The organism is Thaumasiovibrio subtropicus (assembly GCF_019703835.1).
Classification (GTDB): Bacteria; Pseudomonadota; Gammaproteobacteria; order Enterobacterales; family Vibrionaceae; genus Thaumasiovibrio; species Thaumasiovibrio subtropicus.
In genome coordinates, this window is record NZ_AP023055.1 from 308,178 (window position 1) to 328,172 (window position 19,995).

At 47.5% G+C, this 19,995-nt stretch carries 14 protein-coding genes; 9 read left to right on the forward strand and 5 right to left on the reverse strand.

From position 1 onward, the window contains the following. Window positions 1–65: 65 nt before the first annotated feature. The 5 genes from TSUB_RS17680 to TSUB_RS17700 all read left to right on the forward strand — a co-directional run bounded on the left by TSUB_RS17680 (window position 66) and on the right by TSUB_RS17700 (window position 8,138). On the forward strand, window positions 66–1,157 hold the full coding sequence (locus TSUB_RS17680) for an efflux RND transporter periplasmic adaptor subunit (RefSeq protein ID WP_087019872.1): 1,092 nt from the start codon (window positions 66–68) through the stop codon (window positions 1,155–1,157). Then, the gene (locus TSUB_RS17685) at window positions 1,154–4,213 is read left to right on the forward strand and encodes an efflux RND transporter permease subunit (RefSeq protein ID WP_087019869.1); all 3,060 of its coding nucleotides are present in this window, start codon (window positions 1,154–1,156) and stop codon (window positions 4,211–4,213) included. Before TSUB_RS17680 ends, TSUB_RS17685 begins: the two co-directional genes overlap by 4 nt. Continuing rightward, window positions 4,194–5,654 (forward strand): efflux transporter outer membrane subunit, encoded by a 1,461-nt coding sequence (locus TSUB_RS17690; RefSeq protein WP_087019866.1) that lies wholly within the window; start codon window positions 4,194–4,196, stop codon window positions 5,652–5,654. The genes TSUB_RS17685 and TSUB_RS17690 overlap by 20 nt, the downstream gene beginning before the upstream one ends. A 42-nt stretch (window positions 5,655–5,696) precedes the next feature. After that, on the forward strand, window positions 5,697–6,911 hold the full coding sequence (gene gltS, locus TSUB_RS17695) for a sodium/glutamate symporter (protein ID WP_087019863.1): 1,215 nt from the start codon (window positions 5,697–5,699) through the stop codon (window positions 6,909–6,911). Window positions 6,912–7,001: 90 nt separating this feature from the next. Next, on the forward strand, window positions 7,002–8,138 hold the full coding sequence (locus TSUB_RS17700; RefSeq protein WP_087019860.1) for a patatin-like phospholipase family protein: 1,137 nt from the start codon (window positions 7,002–7,004) through the stop codon (window positions 8,136–8,138). Between the two features lie 368 nt (window positions 8,139–8,506). Here TSUB_RS17700 and TSUB_RS17705 read toward each other — a convergent pair whose 3' ends face one another. Next, window positions 8,507–9,037 carry an outer membrane beta-barrel protein gene (locus TSUB_RS17705; RefSeq protein WP_221274629.1) on the reverse strand — a complete coding sequence of 177 codons (531 nt, stop codon included), beginning with the start codon at window positions 9,035–9,037 and terminating at the stop codon, window positions 8,507–8,509. A 565-nt stretch (window positions 9,038–9,602) separates the two neighbouring features. Here TSUB_RS17705 and TSUB_RS17710 point away from each other — a divergent pair. Both TSUB_RS17710 and TSUB_RS17715 read left to right on the forward strand, forming a co-directional pair. Further along, on the forward strand, window positions 9,603–10,949 hold the full coding sequence (locus TSUB_RS17710) for a dihydroorotase (RefSeq protein ID WP_087022741.1): 1,347 nt from the start codon (window positions 9,603–9,605) through the stop codon (window positions 10,947–10,949). Between the two features lie 4 nt (window positions 10,950–10,953). Next, window positions 10,954–12,003: a CobW family GTP-binding protein gene (locus tag TSUB_RS17715; RefSeq protein ID WP_087022739.1), complete on the forward strand. Its 1,050-nt coding sequence runs from the start codon at window positions 10,954–10,956 to the stop codon at window positions 12,001–12,003. Window positions 12,004–12,103: 100 nt separating this feature from the next. Here the strand turns inward: TSUB_RS17715 and TSUB_RS17720 are convergent, their stop codons facing one another. Next, a complete protein-coding gene (locus TSUB_RS17720) occupies window positions 12,104–12,535 on the reverse strand; it encodes a GNAT family N-acetyltransferase (protein WP_087022747.1) in 432 nt (143 codons plus the stop codon). 301 nt (window positions 12,536–12,836) lie between these two features. On the opposite strand from TSUB_RS17720, the gene TSUB_RS17725 reads away from it, so the two are divergent. Both TSUB_RS17725 and TSUB_RS17730 read left to right on the forward strand, forming a co-directional pair. Next, window positions 12,837–13,754 (forward strand): sensor domain-containing diguanylate cyclase, encoded by a 918-nt coding sequence (locus tag TSUB_RS17725; RefSeq protein WP_087022736.1) that lies wholly within the window; start codon window positions 12,837–12,839, stop codon window positions 13,752–13,754. A gap of 105 nt (window positions 13,755–13,859) precedes the next feature. Next, window positions 13,860–14,222 (forward strand): hypothetical protein, encoded by a 363-nt coding sequence (locus TSUB_RS17730; protein WP_087022733.1) that lies wholly within the window; start codon window positions 13,860–13,862, stop codon window positions 14,220–14,222. A gap of 171 nt (window positions 14,223–14,393) precedes the next feature. Here TSUB_RS17730 and TSUB_RS17735 read toward each other — a convergent pair whose 3' ends face one another. From TSUB_RS17735 to TSUB_RS17745, 3 genes are read right to left on the reverse strand one after another with little or no spacing between them, the layout of a single operon-like run. Next, a complete protein-coding gene (locus TSUB_RS17735; protein ID WP_087022730.1) occupies window positions 14,394–17,519 on the reverse strand; it encodes an efflux RND transporter permease subunit in 3,126 nt (1,041 codons plus the stop codon). A gap of 13 nt (window positions 17,520–17,532) precedes the next feature. Beyond that, a complete protein-coding gene (locus TSUB_RS17740) occupies window positions 17,533–18,576 on the reverse strand; it encodes an efflux RND transporter periplasmic adaptor subunit (protein ID WP_087022727.1) in 1,044 nt (347 codons plus the stop codon). A gap of 12 nt (window positions 18,577–18,588) precedes the next feature. After that, complete coding sequence (locus TSUB_RS17745; protein WP_159064941.1) at window positions 18,589–19,956, reverse strand: TolC family outer membrane protein; 1,368 nt, start codon at window positions 19,954–19,956, stop codon at window positions 18,589–18,591. Window positions 19,957–19,995: the final 39 nt, after the last annotated feature.

Genomic DNA, 19,995 nt, shown 5'->3' on the forward strand with positions numbered 1-19,995 from the left:
AAATTTCTATCTAATTATTCTTTTTATACTTATTTATACTGCCTCAATTAAACTTGGAGGCTTATATGAAAAGATTAATTCTTTGCTCTTCGATATCTGTTTGTTTATGTCTAGCAATCTCTGGGTGTAAGGGCGAAAAGCAGCACATAGCTAAACTACCTCGCCCAGTGCAGGTGATTAAACTTGGCGAAAGTACAAAGACAATTGACCAGCGCTTTGCGGGAGTCGTTGAGTCTCAATTGTCTTCTCAGTTATCTTTTCGTGTTCCAGGTACGCTATTGGAAATGCCTGTTGCGATGGGGGAGCGAGTTAAGAAAGGTGAGTTACTGGCACGACTCGATCCTCACGATTATGAAGTGACTATCGTTGAGTTAGAAGCGCGATTGGCTGAGGCTAAATCGACGCGAGATCTGGCCGCAAGCGAACTGGCTAGAGTCACGCAAGCCAACCAAGCATCTGCAGTTGCGAAAGTTAATCTCGATCGTGCCCGGAGTGGTTTAGAGCGCGCGCAAGCCGCCGTGAAGGTGGTGGAGCAGAACTTAAAGAAAAGCCAAGATGCGTTGCGCTACACGGAACTGTTAGCCCCTTTTGATGGTGTTGTTGCGTCTCGATCTGCTGAGCGTTACGAGCAGGCACTGCCTGGCGTGCCAGTCATAGAGTTACACCAAGCTGATCGCTTGCAAGTGGCCATTGATGTGCCAGAAAACATGATTCAGCAATTTGCGTTGGATATGACCGCCCGAGTCACACAAAGTGGTACAGCCTCTCACAGAACAGCAATGGTAGCTGAGGTAGCAACAAGTCCGGACCTGTTTAAAGGAACATTCAGTGTTGTGTTGCACCTCAGCGAAGGTGATCTGGCATTGCTGCCTGGGCAAAATGTGAATGTGACCCTCCCCATGCCAGTAACCCATCATCAACATTGTCTCCCATACGCAGCATTAACGGAGTACGACGGTCGTAGCGCTGTATTGGTGGTGAATGGTAACACCCTGTCTCCGGTTTTTGTTGAGAATGCTTCGGCGACAGAAAACGCGCTTTGTGTTTCAGGCGAGTTGGAATTTGGCCAAAATGTCGTTGTTGCGGGGGCGGCATATTTGGAACCGGGTGACACCATTGGTGACGTCATCACACTCAACCGAGAGGGTGCGTTATGATGAACTTCATTCTACGCCAGCGCACGTTTATTGCGTTTTTTTGTGTGCTATGTGTGATTGGTGGTGTGCTCTCTTATATCAAGCTGGGCAAGCTTGAAGACCCTTCATTTACGGTAAAAACTGCGCTCGTGGTGACCCTGTATCCAGGGGCAACAGCACAAGAAGTAGAACTGCACGTCACCGATAAGATTGAGGCTGAACTGCAGTCAATGGAGAGTTTGTTTCGGTTACGTTCTTTATCGAGACCAGGCGTGTCGATGATTTTTGTCGATCTTGCCTCTGATTTGACTGAAAGTGAGTTGCCTCAACAGTGGGATTTGCTACGCCGAAAGGTGAATGACAATAAGCTTCAATTACCTCTAAACGCACAAGTTGGCGTTGTGATGGATGAGTTCTCTGAAGTCTATGGCATGCTGTTTGCGATATCCGGAGAAGGTTTTGATAATTGGCAGCTACGTGATTATGCGCACACCTTACAGCGTAAGCTGAATACGATCAACGGCATAAAAAAGGTAGAGCTGCTCGGCGTTCAAAGCCCAGTTATCAATATTGATATTCCCAATGACCGTCTTGTTGATTTAGGTTTATCACCGCTACAAGTTATCACGCAACTACAAGCACAAGATGCCCGCCTTGATGCAGGCAGTATGGTCGCTGACGGGTATCGTATGCGCGTTGATCACCCGAGTGAACTCCACTCCGTCTCCGATGTAGAAAACTTGATGTTAAAGTCAGGGGTGGGTTTGTTGGAGTCGGGGATGGTGCGTTTGGGGGATATTGCAGATGTTGATTTAGCGTATCAAGAACCCGCCCAACTAATGTCACGATTTAATGGAAAAGATGCCATTGTTCTAGCCGTTAGCCCAGCAGATGGAATAAACGTTGTTTCTTTAGGCGATACCATCAACAGCATGTTGGCAAACTATGAACAGCAACTTCCAGTAGGAATTGACATTGAGACCATTGCGTTTCAACCCGATGAAGTCGATCAAGCCATTAATAACTTCATAAGCAATTTGCTTCAAAGTCTTGGCATTGTTGTCGTTGTCTTGTGCATTTTCATGGGGTGGCGAAGCTCAATGATTGTCGGGATAAGTCTACTTCTGACGATCTTGCTTACTTTGATTTACATGTACTTTGATGATGTGGATCTACAGCGTGTTTCCTTGGGTACCTTTATCCTTGCTTTAGGTATGTTAGTAGATAACGCGATTGTGATCGTCGATCTGTTTTCGGTTAAATGCCGTCAGGGCATTGAGCGACATAAAGCCGCTGCGGTCGCAGTGAAAGAGATGGCCGTTCCCTTATTAGGGGCAACGATTATTGCCATTTGTGGAGCATTACCCGTTTTATTGTCGAAAACTGAATCTGCAGAATTTGCATTGTCGGTGTTTCAAGTCATGTGCGCATCGCTGCTGTTTTCTTGGGTGGTGGCTATGGTGGTGACACCCATAATGTGTTTATGGTGGATTCACCCGAAAGAGACTGCAAAGGAGCAAGAATCAAACCTCTTTTGGCGTTATTTTCAAAAAGCAATTAATTGGACAGTTTTACGTCCAAAGACGGTACTCGTAATGCTCGTTCCGCTTTTAATTGCCACGATGTTATCAATTCCGTATGTCAAAGTTAACTTCATGCCAGGCTCAACGCGCCCGATAGTCTTTCTTGATTATTGGCTGCCAAACGGCGCGGATATTGCTGCCACGTCAGAAGATATGAAAGGCATAGAACAGTGGTTGTTGGCTCAGCCTGAAGTTTCTCACATTTCAGCTTATGTCGGTGGGAGCGCGCCGCGTTTCTCGGTAACGGTAGAACCAGAGCCTGTTGATCCTGCCTATGGGCAGATTTTGATTACTACACATGACTTTGAAGGTATCGCGCCATTAATTGCACGAGGGGATGAGTGGTTAAAGAATCACTACCCGCAAGCGGAGCCACGGTTTCGACCATTGAAGATGGCAACCGCTGACAAATTTAGTTTGGAAGCGCGCTTTATCGGCCCAGATCCAGAGGTATTGCGCACGTTAACCGAAGATGCAAAATCCATTATGGCGTCGCACCCTAACACAAAATATATCCGAGATGATTGGCGACAGACGAGTAAAGTCTTGCGTCCTGAAATCAATCTAGAAGCCGCGCGACGAGCGGGTATCAGTCGAACAGATATAGCCGCTGTCTTGAGGGCTATTGATGAAGGATTACCCATCGCAAATATGCACATTCATGATCGCCAAGTGCCCATTAAGGTTCGGATAAACGATGTGTCATTAGACAGTTTAGCCAGTGTGCCAATGAACTCTGTAACGGGAAAATATAGCGTCCCATTAGGACAGGTTGTAAGAAGCATTTCTGTTGAGCAGGAGCAAAACATTATTTGGCGTCGCAATCGCCTACCAGTAATGACTGCTCAGGCAGATGTGTTCGGTACGACGCCCTCTGAAGTACACAAGGATATACGCGCAGATATTGAAGCCATTCCGCTGCCTGCCGGGTATTCAATGGAGTGGGGTGGAGAGTATTACGATGAAGCACGCTCGCTTGCGGACACGTTTGAACAGCTTCCCAAAGCTGGCATCGTGATGGTTGTTATTTTAGTTGCGTTATTCAATGGATTGCGACAGCCAATCATTATCCTAATTACCGTGCCTTTGGCGGCAATAGGATCGACGTTCTCGTTGATCGCCTTTGATAAGCCATTTGGATTTATGGCATTAACCGGGGCGATTTGTCTGAGTGGCATGATTATTAAAAATGGCATTGTGCTTATGGATCAAATCAATATTGAGCGGAAGAAGGGAATGCCAATAAAAGCGGCGATTGTCGAAGCGACGACGAACCGTACGTTAGCGATATCGATGGGTGCGCTTACCACAGCCCTCGGTATGATTCCGTTAATGAGTGATGCACTGTTTGATCAGATGGCAGCCACCATTATTGGTGGTTTAATCGCGGCGACAGGGCTGGCTTTGTTTGTGATGCCTGCTCTTTACGCGGTTTTCTTTAAAGAAAAGACAGAATCTGAGAAGGAAGTTAATCATGCAAAGTCGTTATTATAAGGTTTGGATCATCGGCCTTACAGTGCTGGTGAGTGCGTGTAGTGTCACCCCTGAGTTGGTCGTCCCCGACATCGCTTTAGGTAGCTACTACTTGTCGGATAATCAGCATTATCCCGTAGTGGAAGAGGATGGCGACAACTGGTGGAAACAGTTCGATGATCCGTTGCTTGACCAACTTATAGAGCAGGCTCAGTCACAAAATATCACCTTGCAGGTTGCCGCAGAGAGAGTCAAAGCCGCACGGGCTTATCAGGCCGCGGTATCATCGCTAAAGGTGCCAACGGTATCTGTTGGGGTGAGTTATACGGGGATGGGGTTGAGTGAAAATGAGTCGCTCGGCGGAATAGCGGTGACACCTTTACCTCTGCCTAATGGTGGGAGTATTCAACTGCTCGACGAACAGCACACTAACACGTTGTTTGGGTTAGGTATTGCTTGGGAAGCGGATCTATTCGGTCGTATGGATGCCCTCAGCGCTGCCGCTGAGGTGCGCGCAGAGCAAGCGGCTTTATTAAAAGAAGGTCTGCTTATAGCGATGACAGGGGATGTCATCGACAATTATCTGCAGATGCGCGGTGCGCAGCAGCGTCAAGTGATCGTTGCCGAGTCGATTGAAGACCAACAGAGAGCGATACGCTTGATCGAGAGCCTCGTTGACCACGGCATAGCCGCTGAACTGGATCTCGTTAGAGCTAAGGCGATGTTAGCGAGTACACAAGCTATCTTGCCGCTGTTGGAAAGTGCGGAAGTGATTCATCAGCAGCGACTTGCAATACTAACCAGTGATAACAGTGACGAGTTTTTAATGTCGCTCGCTGAAGTAAAGGCAGTTCCTGCCTTTAAAGGTGGTATACCTGTCGGCCTGCCTTCTGAACTATTACAACGACGCCCTGATATCCGAGTCGCTGAACTAGAAATGCTGGCAGCCAATCATGAATTGGGGGCAGCCATTGCCGCCGGTTACCCCCGTTTCTATTTAAGTGGAACCCCTGGGTTGGCAGCCTCTGATTTTTCTGACTTGTTTAAATCAAGCTCTATGGCATGGCTAGGCTCTGCAACGGTAAGCTGGAACATCTTTGATGGCGGGCGAAGTGAGGCATTAAAAGCGGTATCGGAAGCCAATGTGAACGCCGCTGTATTGAGTTACGAGCAGGCAGTGAATATCGCATTCTCGGAGGTGAGAACCTTACTGAATGCCTATGGCAACACGACAGTACGGTATGACCAGGTGCTGGATGCTCAACAATTTGGTAATGAAGCATTGCGCCGTGCCAATGCGTTATACGAAGCGGGGTTGATTGATCAGTTGACCTTGATTGATGCTCAGCGACAGCAACTGTCATTAGATGATCAGACCCTCAACGCCGAATTGCAACTCGCGCAATTAGCGGTGGGGTTGTACAAATCTCTTGGCGGTGACTGGCAAGTTAGTAGTCAATAAGTTTAGCCCCTCAGCGATCGTTGAGGGGTGTAAGGAATCACTGTGACAATATCAGATACCATTATTCAACTTGATGCTTTTTCTACTTTCAATCTCGGCATCATTGTTTTATTTGCTGGACGGAGAATGACCTTGGGGTCTCGGTTTTTGCGCCAGTACAGCATTCCTGAGCCGGTGAGCGGCGGCTTGTTAGTTTCAATCGCGGTTGCGTTTTCATATTTACTCACAGGCTATGAAATCACCTTTGATCTCGCGGTTAGGGATGTCCTATTAGTCTATTTCTTTACGACTATCGGTATTAATGCCAGTTTGAAAGACCTACTGAAAGGGGGGATGCCACTCACTATATTACTGGGGCTCACCATAGGTTACATGGTATTGCAAAACATCATTGGTATTAGCATTGCTCAGTTATTTACGTTGCCAAAACCTGTTGGTCTACTAGGAGGGAGTGTTTCCCTTATTGGCGGGCACGGAACAGCGATTGCATGGGCGCCACGCATAGAGTCAGATTTTGGCATCTCGAATGCGATGGAAATTGGTGTGGCTTGTGCAACATTTGGATTAATTCTGGCGAGTTTAATGGGAGGGCCAATTGCGAGTTTCTTGATTAAAAAGCATCAACTGACTTTACCTACAAATCAAGAAGTCGCCATTGATGTAGAGCGCAATACACAATCATCGATCGATGCGTTTCAATTTCTTGACGCTATGTTGGCTATCCACATTGTGATTGTTTTGGGTTACGTCTTCAATGAAGCCTTGTTAGCCATTGATTTTCAATTACCGCTGTTTGTAACCTGCCTGTTCGCAGGTATTGTGATGACAAATTTGGTTCCTAAAAACCTGCCCACTTTGACAGGAACCGCTTGGCCAGCTCGTAAGCCCGCTGTAGCGCTCATTGCAGATATTTCACTCGGTGCTTTTTTGGCGATGTCGTTGATGAGTATGCAGCTGTGGACATTGGTTGAGCTCGCGTGGCCATTACTAACAATTTTATTTACACAATTCATTGTCGCCATTTTGGTGAACATTTATGTTGTGTTTCCTTTAATGGGTAAAAACTATGATGCAGCCGTCGTATGTGCGGGCTTTGGTGGTATATCGCTAGGCTCAACACCCACGGCAATGGCAAACATGTCAGCGGTAACACAGCGATATGGACATTCTCATCTCGCCTTTGTGATTGTGCCTTTGGTTTGCGCTTTCTTTATCGATTTGGCGAATGCCATGGTCATTCCTTGGTTACTAGGTTAAAGGGGTGAACTTATGTTGAAGGTATCGTCTGTTTTTCCTGTGCTATCAGGTCGAAATCTGCGCTGTTGGCCCTGTGTTTATAGTGTGTTAATGAGCGTTCTACTATCAGGATGCACTGTAACGTCTCCTCGTAACCCGCATGAGAATAGCGAGGCTTATGCGCCGCTAGCGGTGGAGGGGCTGCGTTATTGGGACAATGGAAATTTAAGGGATGCTGATCGACAACGTGTTAAAGCGATAGAGGCAAGCCTGATCGATCGTGGTCTAACGAAAGGGATCAATAAAATGACACATCTTGCTCTTTCGGGTGGAGGAGTCAATGGGGCATTCTCTGCGGGGATTCTCAATGGTTGGACGGAGCGCGGTGATCGCCCTGAATTTGATGTCGTCACTGGGATTTCAACCGGCGCAATTGTGTCGGTCTTTGCCTATCTTGGCAGTGAATACGATGAACAATTAAAGAATTACTACACAAGCACACCACTCGAAGAGATGTTCAAAGCAAATGGTGTTTTTCGTCTTTTTTCTCATCGTGCTTTGCTCAATACAGGTGGGTTTGAAAGTCAAGTTCGTGATGCCATTACGAAAGACTTAATGACGAAATTGGCGGTTGAACGCGATAGCGGACGCTTGTTGTTGATTGGCACAACGAATTTGGACAATGAAACACTCGCGATTTGGGATGTGGGCAAGATAGCTCAAGTTGGTACGCCAGAAGCTCAAGCCTTGATTCAAGATTTAATTATTGCGAGTAGCTCAATTCCAGGTGCTTTTCCGGCAAAGAAGATATCTGTCAGTGATGGTGAAAGGGTGTATGATGAGTTGCATGTGGACGGCGGGTTAGCACGTCAAGTGGTATTTGCACCACAATGGTATCGATCCGAACATTCGTCATATGCAGTAGACAGTCAAGTTTATATTGTTCGAAATGGTTATCTACTTCCTCGATATCGGGTGATAGAAGATAGGCTTACGACGATTACAGAACGGTCTATGGCTACCATTATCCGAAACCAAGGTGTTGGAGATGTGGAGCATATTTATCATTTTGCAGTTCATCATGATTTCGATTTTAACCTTGCACATATCGGCCTGGATTTTGATACAGAAGAAGACAATATCTATACCCAGTCTTATATGTGGCAACTTTATGAATATGGTTATGACAAGGTACTGAACAACACATTGTGGGAAGAAGTACCGCCTAGTTTGATCAATCGACTTTAAGTTTGGTTAATTAAATAAACATAGGGAATGAGCATTTCGACTATATGAAAACGGCTCTTGAGGTGAGTTGAGTATAGGGTAAGAAGGACAGAACTCGAAATAGACTTTCAGCGAGGTCGAGACCATTAATTTAGTCAACAGATATCAGTGATTTTGTAAATGTGACAACAGATGACCATTTCTTAGCGGTCTGGACTAGCAAGGATGTGTTGTTTTTTATTTTGAGAATAATGAAAAAAACCTCTGGCTTCATCCTGAAGCCAGAGTCTCACTTGTCGGCAGCCGCGTTGTTGACGTAGGGAGATAGCGGCGGTGAGAATAAAATAGCAACTCCATTGCATCAGTGAGAAATATTTATGCAGTTAAGATTAGAAATGATAATTAATGCTCGCCATGATTTGATGGGTATCATCAATTTTGTACCCGCCTCTACTGTAGTCTTGGTCAAAGTACTGGTAGCCAATTTCTGTTGAAATATTATCATTGATACGAATACCCGCACCCACTTGTGCACCCCATAAGAAATCTGTCGACGCCTTTCCAAAGACTTTGTTATCAGATACACCCATACTCACGCCACCGAACAGATAGGAATGCTGTCCGACAGAATATAAGTAATCGTAAGAGCCGTAGAAAAGATGCTGTTCAAGTTTGGTGCCATCAAACTTGTTGTCAGTATAACTCCAGTTACCCGTAAATCGGTGTTGGTTATCAATAATAACACCACCACGGAGTTGATAACTCATGTCTTCACTGTCTTTTTTATAGTTGTGACCTTTTATCGTGTCGCTTTGATAGCCAACACCTGCACCGATAAACCAGTCATTTGCAAAAACCGATGGCGACATTAATAGAGTTGTGATTGAGATTATGCCCAACGCTTTATTTACGTTTTTCATATTGTTAATCCTTTATTTTTAATACATATCTACTATCTTCTTTTTGTGCTGAATTACACCTTAATGGAGAAATTAAATTTCTAAGTTAATTTACAATTACTCAATAATTTAATTTTGTTTAATTATTTTCGATTAACGTTCAGTTTCGATTAGGCTTGTTAATCGGCGTTGGAGTGAAATAGTTTTCGAGTGATTGTTTATACTCAAGCAACCTCAAGATGCAGGATTCAGAAGCAGACTAGCGCGTTGAGTTCAAGGCAAAGGTGCGAAGGAATGGCTTTCCCCTTTCGAACACCTTTAACGCAGAAATCGGGGCGCTAGTCGCTTCCCGAAAGGCGAGTTTTCTAGGCTCGCCACCTTTGTTACTGCTTTTTGATGTAGTTGACTAGACCTTCAAAGCAGTGCCTCGATGGCAAACCTAGAAATTCTCGCTGAACAAGCATCTTGAGGTGGCTTGAGTATATATGCCTCTAAGTGCACCATTTATCGCCAGTAACCGTTATGTTATATTATAACAATTGGCGTCTGGTCGAATTATATGGAAACAGCGAGGTTACGGGAGCACATGTCTGCAACATTGATTAAGCGAGCGAAGCTTGTAAATGAAGGGAAAGTAATAGAAGCGGATGTTCGCATTGTCGGACAACGGATCGAGAAGATCGCGGCTGAACTCACCGCGAATAAGGGAGAGACGGTGATCGATGCCGCAGGTCATTACTTGCTACCGGGAATGATTGATGATCAAGTGCATTTTCGGGAGCCGGGGCTCACCCATAAAGGCTCCATTGCGACAGAATCGCGCGCCGCGGTTGCCGGGGGGATCACCAGTTATATGGAAATGCCTAACGTCAACCCAGCGACAACAACGATAGAGGCGTTGGAAGCCAAATTTGCGATAGCGTCGGAACATTCAGTCGCTAACTACTCGTTTTACCTTGGTGCAACCGAGGACAATCTCGAAGAAATTAAGCGGCTTGATCCCCAATATCATTGCGGTGTGAAGGTTTTTATGGGCGCTTCAACCGGGGATTTGCTCGTTGAGCACCCAGAAGCGTTGGACGCGATTTTTCGAGACTCTCCTGTACTGATCGTCACGCATTGCGAAAGTAGCCCACTCATTGCAGAGAACCGTCGCACGTTGTTGGAGCAGAAATCCGTGTTGACGATTGAGGATCATCCGCGGCTACGTGATGCAGAGGCATGTTACGCCTCGTCTTCTTATGCGGTAGAACTTGCGAAAAAGCATGGCAGTAATTTGCATGTTCTTCATATCACAACAGAAAAAGAGTTGTCACTCTTCGATGCAGGGCCAATCGAAAATAAACAGATTACCGCGGAAGCGTGTGTCCATCATTTATGGTTCAGTCATCAAGACTATGCGCAATTGGGTAACTTGATCAAATGTAACCCAGCGATTAAGTACCCGAGCGACCGTGATGCCTTACTTTCGGCGTTAAACAGCAACAAAATCGATATTATTGCCACTGACCATGCACCGCATACATGGGAAGAGAAGCAGGTGGACTATGATGTTGCGCCAGCAGGTTTACCTTTAGTGCAACACGCCTTGTTGACGGTACTGGATCACGTTAAAGCGGGGCGTCTGACTCTTGAAAAGGCCGTAGAGAAGACTGCGCACAACCCTGCTATTCGTTATGCAATCAAAGAGCGCGGTTTTATCCGCGAAGGCTATTTCGCTGATCTAGTGTTAGTTGATCCAAGCGCTTCGACCGAAGTTACCCATGAAAATAGTCTCTATCACTGTCAGTGGACTCCTTACTCGGGTCACACCTTTTCGTCGAAAATCAAACGTACTTGGGTCAATGGCCAGCAGGTATATGCTGATGATACATCAGTATCAGCGGACATAGTGTCAATGCGCCTGGAATTTGATAAGGAAAGAAGGCGCTAATCAGATGATAAGTAAAGGAAAGATAGTGGGCGTACCAACAAATATCATTACGGGTTTTTTGGGGGTAGGGAAGACGTCGGCCATTTTACATTTAATGAAAAACAAGCCCGAGAATGAGCGCTGGGCGGTGTTGGTGAACGAGTTTGGTGAGATTGGGGTCGATGGTAGCCTTTTTGAAGGCCATCGCCATCAAGCTGAAGGGGTATATATTCGTGAAGTTCCCGGTGGGTGCATGTGCTGCGCGGCTGGCTTGCCAATGCAAATTGCGCTCAATCAGCTTCTACACGAAGCAAAACCGGACCGCTTGTTGATTGAACCAACAGGGCTTGGTCATCCAAAAGAAGTGTTGGAAGTGTTATCGACAGAGCACTATCGTGACGTGTTAAGTCTGAATCAAACCCTCACTTTAGTCGATGCGCGCAAGTTATCTGATCCACGCTATACCAATCATGAGACGTTTAACCAGCAAATTGCGATTGCTGATCGCGTCATCGGTAACAAAGTCGACCTTTATGAAGAGAACGATCGGCAGGCGTTGAGGGATTATGTCGCCAATCATGGTAATAAAGCGGGCGTTGAAGGAATAGAACAACAGGTTGTTTTTGCTCAACATGGCAACATAGATGCCGCTTATTTGGTTGGTGCCACCGCAGGCATTTCGCATTGTCATCACCACGACCATCATCATTCTAGCCATAGCCATAGCCATAGCCATAGCCATAGCCACAAGCTACTCGCGTCAGACCTGCCGATTCCCGCAAGTGGGTTTATCAAAGCGATGAATCAAGGTGAAGGATATCGAAGTGTAGGCTGGCGCTTTAAACCTGAGATCATTTTTGATCGCGTTAAGATAGATGCACTCTTGGCTGAAGTCTGCGCAGAGCGCATTAAAGGCGTGTTTGTAACGGATGACGGTTATGTTGGTTACAATGCCACAAAAGAGGGTGTGACCAAAACTGAGTTAGGTGCATGCCCAGAGAGCCGAGTTGAGTTTATCGCAGATACACTTGATGATAGCTTGGAATCAAAGTTATTCGCGTGTGTGGTCAAGTGACCCCGTTTATGCAAATGACTGAGTAGGCTGAAACGGAAAACCTCAACGTTCTTAGCGTTGAGGTTTTCTTCTCTCTGGCGGATTGACAATCAACCGAGGTTTACAATGTCATATGCAGAATAGGAAAGGGTTTACCCATGTCATCGACAGGAGAGCGGGAGGCAACGCGAAAGCCCATGTGTTCATAAAACCCGACTGCTAGTGGGTTTTGCTCGTTAACATCAACGTTGCGAACACCTAACTGCTCAATGGCGTAAGTGAGCAGTATTTTTCCGACACCTTGCCCTCTCGCCTCATTTGAAACGAATAACATTTCAACTTTCGTATCATGAGTCCCGATGAATCCAAGAATGGCACCATTAGCGTGCTTTATACATCTTAAGTCGACAGCGGGAAACGCTTGCTCAATGATAATGGGTTTAAAAAACGCAATATCTTCTTCTGTTATAAAATCGTGAGTGGCTCGGACCGAGTTTTCCCAAACATTTAGCATTTCTGCGAAGTATTCAGGAAGCACATTTTCAACAATCATGGTGTTCTCTTCGTCATTTGATTGAAAGTGATGTGCAGCCGCGAGCGCGAAGTATAGCGCGGAGACTGATGGCGGGTCTAGGGCAATCATTGCGCAACTACCGCTTTAAGTACAACAGAGGAAATGGGTGTGGCAAGGCGATAAATCTGAGTGGAAATAAACGCAGCGTTTGTTCAGGTTGCGATTATTTTATGAGGTCGTTAATGGTTTTTGCTTAGACGGTGGGCTTTAATAAGAGTATATCGATACCTTACTCGTCTGCTTAAACGACTGCGCCAGGATACCGCGCTTGGGATTTAATATGGATCCAGATAAATCAGATGACTTTGAAGCAATTATTGCTGCGCTGCCAGATATGGTGTTCGTTATTACTGAATCAGGAAAGTATGCCAGCGTATTAGGAGGTGATGAAACGTCAAAATATCACGATGGTTCAGTACTTAAGGGGCTGACTCTTTTTGATGTACTACCTGAGCGGAAGGCACACTGGTTTAAGTCCAAAATCCATGAGGCGCTAGTCGCCAACACACTGCAAGTATTTGAGTATTCCCTATCAGGTGAGGAAGTCAAACCCGTTGACGTTTCTTCTGGGCCCGTTGGTGAGCAGTGGTTTGAAGGTCGAGTTAGCCCGTTGCAAACACGTCGCTACGGCGAAAAGGCTGTCGTATGGATAGCAAGAAACATTACTGAGCGACGTAAACTAGAGCAAAAGCTGGTGTATCAAGCGGAAATGGACCCTCTCTCAGAGGTGTTTAATCGCCGTAAGCTTTTGGCTTGTTTAAATGAAACCTTTAAGGCTTTTCAGCACGAAAGAGTGAATGCCACTTTCTTGCTGCTCGATGTCGATAACTTTAAGACGATCAATGATGAGCATGGCCATCAAATTGGAGACACAGTGTTAAAACGTGTTGCCGATGCGTGTCGTTCGATTCTGAAAGAAAGTGACATTATTGGGCGCTTGGGGGGTGATGAATTCGGCATCCTTCATTGCTCATCGCAAGGCGCTGAAGGCGAGGCTTTATCACGTCGTCTCAACGAAGTAGTGGCTTCGATGCGTTTTAATGATCCACAACTGCCGCTGTCGATTACCGTCAGTATTGGAGCAAGTCAGTTTGATGTGCATGACACGGGTATTGAGTCGATTTACCAGCGCGCTGATAACGCGCTCTATACGGCAAAGCGAAGCGGCAAAAATACCAGTGTGATAGCCAATCAATGAGAATATACTCAATCCCCTTGAGTATAAGCATTGAAGTTATCGCTAAACCAGCTTTTTGACGTTGTTTGTGTATATAATGTTGCCCGTTTGTTGTAGGGGGGAGTTATGAAACAACTTTTGTTGGGTGTGTTAATGAGTGTGTGTGCGGTAAATACTGCATTCGCGTTTGGTTCGGCGGATGATATCACCCGGGCGGATTGTCGCGGCGAGGCTTGCGATGTGGTCTATTTTGAAAGCTTTATCGGGTGTACCTATGTCAGTGTTGGGCGAGATAGCAAAACCGTCGAGCTGACTGGCCGTTATGAAATCATACACAGTAGTACCAGCAGCACGAGCGGTGGTATTGCCCATACATTGATACCGGGCGAAAAGGCGGAAATGTTAGATGCGCCAGGTACCAAAACCGATTTTAGTGACTTTTATTGCTTGGATAGCAACGAGTTAATCGAGTTGAAAGCGGTGTATTAATGAGGCTTTGAATTACCAGTACTTTTTACAGGCATACAAAACAACGATTGCGGTGATCGTTGCCACGATCGCCGCGCGCAAGCAGTAGGGTAAACCATCATAATAAACCAAGTCTGTTACTCCAAGTCTGGACAGCGGCTCTCAATGAGAGCCACTGTGTTGTTTTAACGGTTAAGTGCGAACCACTGCACGAGGTTGCTTAACGCGTTCTCGTAATTTCTGGAATACGGCATAGAACCCAGGAGTAATGATGGCACCCAACGTCATGATGACAAGGATACCGCCCACGAGTGCAACGCCCATGTTGTTTTGTGCCACAGAGCCTGCGCCGTTGGCGAAAATCATCGGCACGATACCTAATGCGAAAGACCATGATGTCATGTTGACCGCCCGAAAACGCATGGTGCCGCCAAGAATCGCCGCTTGCTCGATCTCTAGACCTTCGTCTTCGCGTTTTAACTTGGCAAACTCAACAATCAAAATGGCATTCTTGGCTGCGATAGCAATCAGCAAAACAAGACCAATTTGAGCGTAAAGCGTCAAAGCCATGCCTGCCATTGCAAGCCCTGCCATGGTACCTAATGCTGCGGTAGGGGCGGCGATGATAATCGCTGCGGGCAAGGCCCAAGACTCATATTGGGCGACCAAGAACAGGTAGATAAAGATCAATGCCAATACAAACGCATAGGCAATGGCGTTGCCTGCCATCTTTTCCTGCAGTGCCATGGACGTCCACTCGTAGGTGTAGCCATCAGTGAGCACTTCTGCAGCGACACGTTCCATCGCTTCTATGGTTTGGCCTGATGAGTAACCCGGCGCGGTGCCAACAAACATCTTGGTTGCTGCCAGCATGTTGTAGCGGTTTGTCACGTCAGGGACGAGCACGGGTTTGATTCGTGCAAGTTCAGACAGTGGCAGCATGTCGCCAGATGCGGTACGAACGTGCAAGCGGCCAATATCTTCGACTTGTACTCGCTGTTCCGCCTTAGCTTGCACATAGACGTAAAAGGTCTTACCCCACAGTGAAAAATCGTTCACTCGCGATTGGGCCATGCTGCTCATGACGACATCATTGATGGCGGAAACAGTCACCCCGTATTGACGCGCTTTTTCACGATCGATATCGATGTAGAAGTGCGGTACGTTAGCTCGGAACATCGAGAAAACGCCTTGTAACTCAGGCTGTTCATTGGCAGCGACAGCGAGTTGCTGCATGGTGCTCGCGAGCTCAGATTTTGGACGGCTGAGGGTATCTTGGAGCATGAACTCAAGATTAGACCCGCTACCAATACCAGGGATTGCCGGTGGTGTAATCGCCATCGCGACACCTTCGGGTAGCTGGCTAAAGGCCGCGTTTAAGCGCTGTTGTACCGCAGGTGCTGTGTTATCCCCTTCGAGTTCACGGCGCATCTCCCAAGGTTTGAGGTCAACGAAGAAAGTGGCGGCATTGGCACTGCGTGTAAAGGTTAATAAGCCAAAACCGACCGCTCCGCCGACATTATCTACCGCTGGATCAGCCAGAATAATCGCCTCTAACTGTTTGGTGAGTTCGGTGGTGCGGTGAAGCGATGCGCCATCAGGCAAGGATGCAATGGCGAGCATGCTTCCCTTATCTTCGTTTTGGACGAACGCCGTCGGAATTCCACGGTTAAGCATCACCATGGTCGCGAGGGTGCCAACAAACACGAGTGTTAAAACAGCAGCTTTGCGCACCACTAGTGTGACGGCTTTGCCGTAGACAGCGGTGACTTTATCAAAGCCTTTATTGAATACGAGGAACCAACGTGGATGACTGTCGATACGTTTCATTATCAAGGCACACAGTGCCGGTGACAGCGTCAGCGCATTGACGGCTGAAAGCACCAGTGCAATACAGATTGTTAGACCAAACTGGGCAAACATTTCACCGGTAATACCCGGCAGGAAGCTAACTGGCAGGAATACCGCTAGCATCACCAGTGTTGATGCGATAATGGGGCCAGTGACTTCATTCATCGCTTCGAGTGTCGCTTGCGCCGGGGTGAGGTCTACCCTTTCATTTAAGATACGTTCAACATTTTCGATCACCAGAATGGCGTTATCCACCACGATACCGATGGCGAGGATCAACGCGAACAAGGTGATGGTATTGATGGTAAATCCAATGACGTCCATGAAAAAGAACGTGCCTACCAGTGATACAGGTATGGCAACTAAGGGGACGAGAGTCGCGCGAACACTGCCAAGAAAGAGGTAAGTCACCAGTACGACCAATATCGCAGCGATCAGCAGGGTTTCCGTGATATCAGAGATCGAGTCTTCGATAAATCCGGTAATGTCGAATGGGAACGCGTAGTCCATGTCATGCGGCCAATTTACCTCAGCCAGTAGTGCTTTGACAGCTTCCCCCGTCTCAATCGCATTAGCGCCCGGTGCGAGGGAGATGGTCATGATGGCGGCTTCTTGCCCGTTCAGGCGCGCATAGGATTCGTAGCGATCGTTGCCAAATTCGATGTCGGCGATATCACGAAGGTAGATGTTGCTACCATTAGGCGCGGTTTTTACCATGATGGATTCAAACTCGGTCACTTCACTGAGGCGAGCTTGACCCAGCAATGGCACTTGCAAGGCAATTTGATCGCTGGTTACCGTTGCACCCAGTGAGCCAGCAGGGACTTGCGAGTTTTGATCTAGCAGCGCTTGGCGAACTTCGCTGGTGGTCACATTCAGCGCTTGCATCTGGTCGATGTCGAGCCACACTCGCATACCATAACTGGTACCCAGAATGGTTGCTTCCCCAACACCCGGGATTCGAACAAGGCGATCAAGCAGGTTGAGCTCAACCCAGCTGTTGATGTGTGTTTCCGTGTAGGTCTCTTCGGGTGAATAGACCGCAAGCGCTAACAAGATATCTGAAGACGCCTGAAAGACGCGCACACCCATATTGTTAACAATGGCAGGAAGAGCAGGCAGTGCGGCGGCGATCCGGTTCTGCACATTGACTTGCGCCATGTCAGCATCGGTGCCGATCTCAAAGGTCACTTGTAATCGATACGAGCCATCGTTGGCAGAGCGTGAGTCCATATACAGCATGCCATCGACACCGTTGACTTCGGATTCAATGGCAGAAGCAACAACCCCTTCAATGGTTTCGGCATCTGCACCCGGATAGACCGCGATCACGTTGATCACAGGTGGCGTGATATCGGGATAGTCAGAGACCGGCATCATTTTTATCGCAATCGCACCAATCAGTGCCATGACAATGGCAATGACGAAGGCGAATTTTGGCCGATGAATAAAGAAACGACTTAACACGTTGGGCCTCTCCTTACTTCACATTGACAGGCATGTTGGGACGAACACGCATGAGACCATCCGTGATGAGTTGCTCGCCGACAGTCAGTCCCTCTGTCACAAACGCTTGGTTGCCTTGCTGGGCACGGATACTAACTTCTCGACGCTCTGCGGTCTGCTCGGCGTTGATGATGTAGACGTATTGCAAGGTTAAATCTTGGGTTACCGCTGTTTGCGGGATCCAAACGCCTTCAAGTGCATCACTGCTCTCTAATGTGAGGCGTGTAATTTGGTTCGGTTTTAGCGTGTTGTCGGCATTGTCGAACGTCGCAGCCAGCGCAATGGTGCCTGAGTTCGCATTGATCTTGTTATCAACAAACGTGAGTTCGCCAGCGTCAGCGCGTTCTTGGAGCGAAATGGTGACAGCACCCGCTTGGTCGATACGGAATTGATTAAAATCCGCATGGCTTACTGAGAAGTTGGCATTGATCGGATCGTGTTGAGCAATGTCAATCAGTGATCCTGTTGCTGGCGACACCATGTCACCAATTGAGAAGCGTGCTTTGCCGAGTGTGCCAGCATAAGGCGCGCGAACTTGAGTATGTGAAAGATCATCTTTGGCTTTGTTGAGTGCCGCTGTGGCCAAGGCGACACCTGCACGTGTCATGGCGAGAGCCGCGGTGGCATCATCTAAGTCCGCTTGGGTCGCACCGCCTGCACCTTGCAGCTCTTTAACGCGATTGAAGGTAAGCGTTGCTTGTGCCAATGCGGCGTCAGCTTGTTGTTTTTGTGCTTGCGCAGCATCGAGGGCCAACTGATAAGGTGTGGCATCGATTTCGAAAAGAACAGCCCCTTTTTCGACGTGGCTACCATCAAGATAGCGTTGATGGGTCAGGTATCCAGAAACACGCGGGGTAAGGTTCGCGTGTTCTTGTGCTTCGAATTTCGCCGTGGCGACGAGCGTAGGTTGATAGTAGCCACGCTCTGTTATGGTCGCTTTTACAGGGACGCCTTGCGCCATCGCTTGTGTCGATAGGACAATCGCAACAGTTGCAAGGGAGAAAGAGTGTTTTTTCATGATTACCTCAAATTAGTGACGGTTGGTCGACTGCAAGCCAGCGTTGATGTTAGTGATATCGTCTTCAGAAAGTTCGCCAGCAACGAACTTCAATAGCAATGCCTGCTCGATGAAGTCATAGCGGGCATGCGCGACTTGTGTCTGAGCGGTATAAACGTGGCCAGTCGCGGTGAGCACTTCAGTCATAGTGCGGGCTCCCACTTCGTAGCCCTTTTGGACCGCAAGCAGGGCCGCCTGAGAGGAGTTCAAGCTTTGACCGTAAGCCTGCAATGACTCTTTGGCCGTACGCGCGCCGCGTTCACTGTTTTTAATTTGCTCCGAGACTTGGCGACGGGTCTCTTCTTGCACTTGATAAGCGATGTCTAATTCTGTTTTCGCAATCTCAACGAGCGCTGTGGTTCGCCCCCCGTGATAGAGCGGCATGTTGGCCGCGACAGTGACATCGGCTGAGGTTAAGTGCTCATTTAAGGCAACCTCAGTTGTCCCGCCTTGCGGTAAATTGGCCTTCACCTTGCCGTGCAGTCCCTGCTGAACGCCAGCAATGAGACTAACGGTCGGTAGATGGCCAGATTTAGCTCGCGTCAATTGCAGTTTGGCAGTGTCGATACCTGATAAACTCAGCTGTATATCGATACTGTTTGTCATGGCGTGCTCTAGCCATGAGCTGTATGACGGGCTGCTGGGTAAACTTGCACTGAAGCGTTCGGTGTCGAGTGGTTCAACTCCGGTAAAGGTTTGGTTCGTTAAGGTAGTCAGCGCGTCAAGATGCTTGTCTCGCATAGCTTGAGCACGAATTCGACGGGCAATCGCATTATCGTGCTGCGCTTTCGCTTCTTGGTAATCTACCTCAGAGGCGACCCCCAGTTTCAAGCGCAGTTGCGTTTGGGCTAGAAAGGCTTCTAGCGCTTGAATATTGGCTTCTTCCGCATGAATGAGTTCATCCGCACGCAGTACGTTAAAGTAGGCACGCGTGGTGCGCAAAATGAGGGCATCCCTTGCTTTGTCTAGCAACAAGGCGGCACTTTTTGCATTCTGCTCTGCAATGTTTACTCCGACTTTCACTGCCGGGTTGTAAAGGCTCTGGGTGAGATTGGCACCCAGTTCAACGGCACTGCCTGTACCACCAAATGTAGCTTCCAGTTCGCGGCTATCTTTTAATCCTTGAACGGCAAAGTAGGCATTGATTTGCGGCAATAAGTTTGCACGCTGAACATCGACAGCATGATCGGCCGTTTTAGTGCGCAACGCGACGGTGGAAACCAAGACATCATTTTCCACCGCTTTTTGGTAAAGCGACTCAAGGTCAATGACATTGGCTTGTAGTTGCACAGAAAAGCACCCCAATATTGCCGAAGCAATGAGGTTTTTTGTCAGTTTCATAGTATTACCTTTGGTAAAAATTAAAGGTACAGAGGTGAC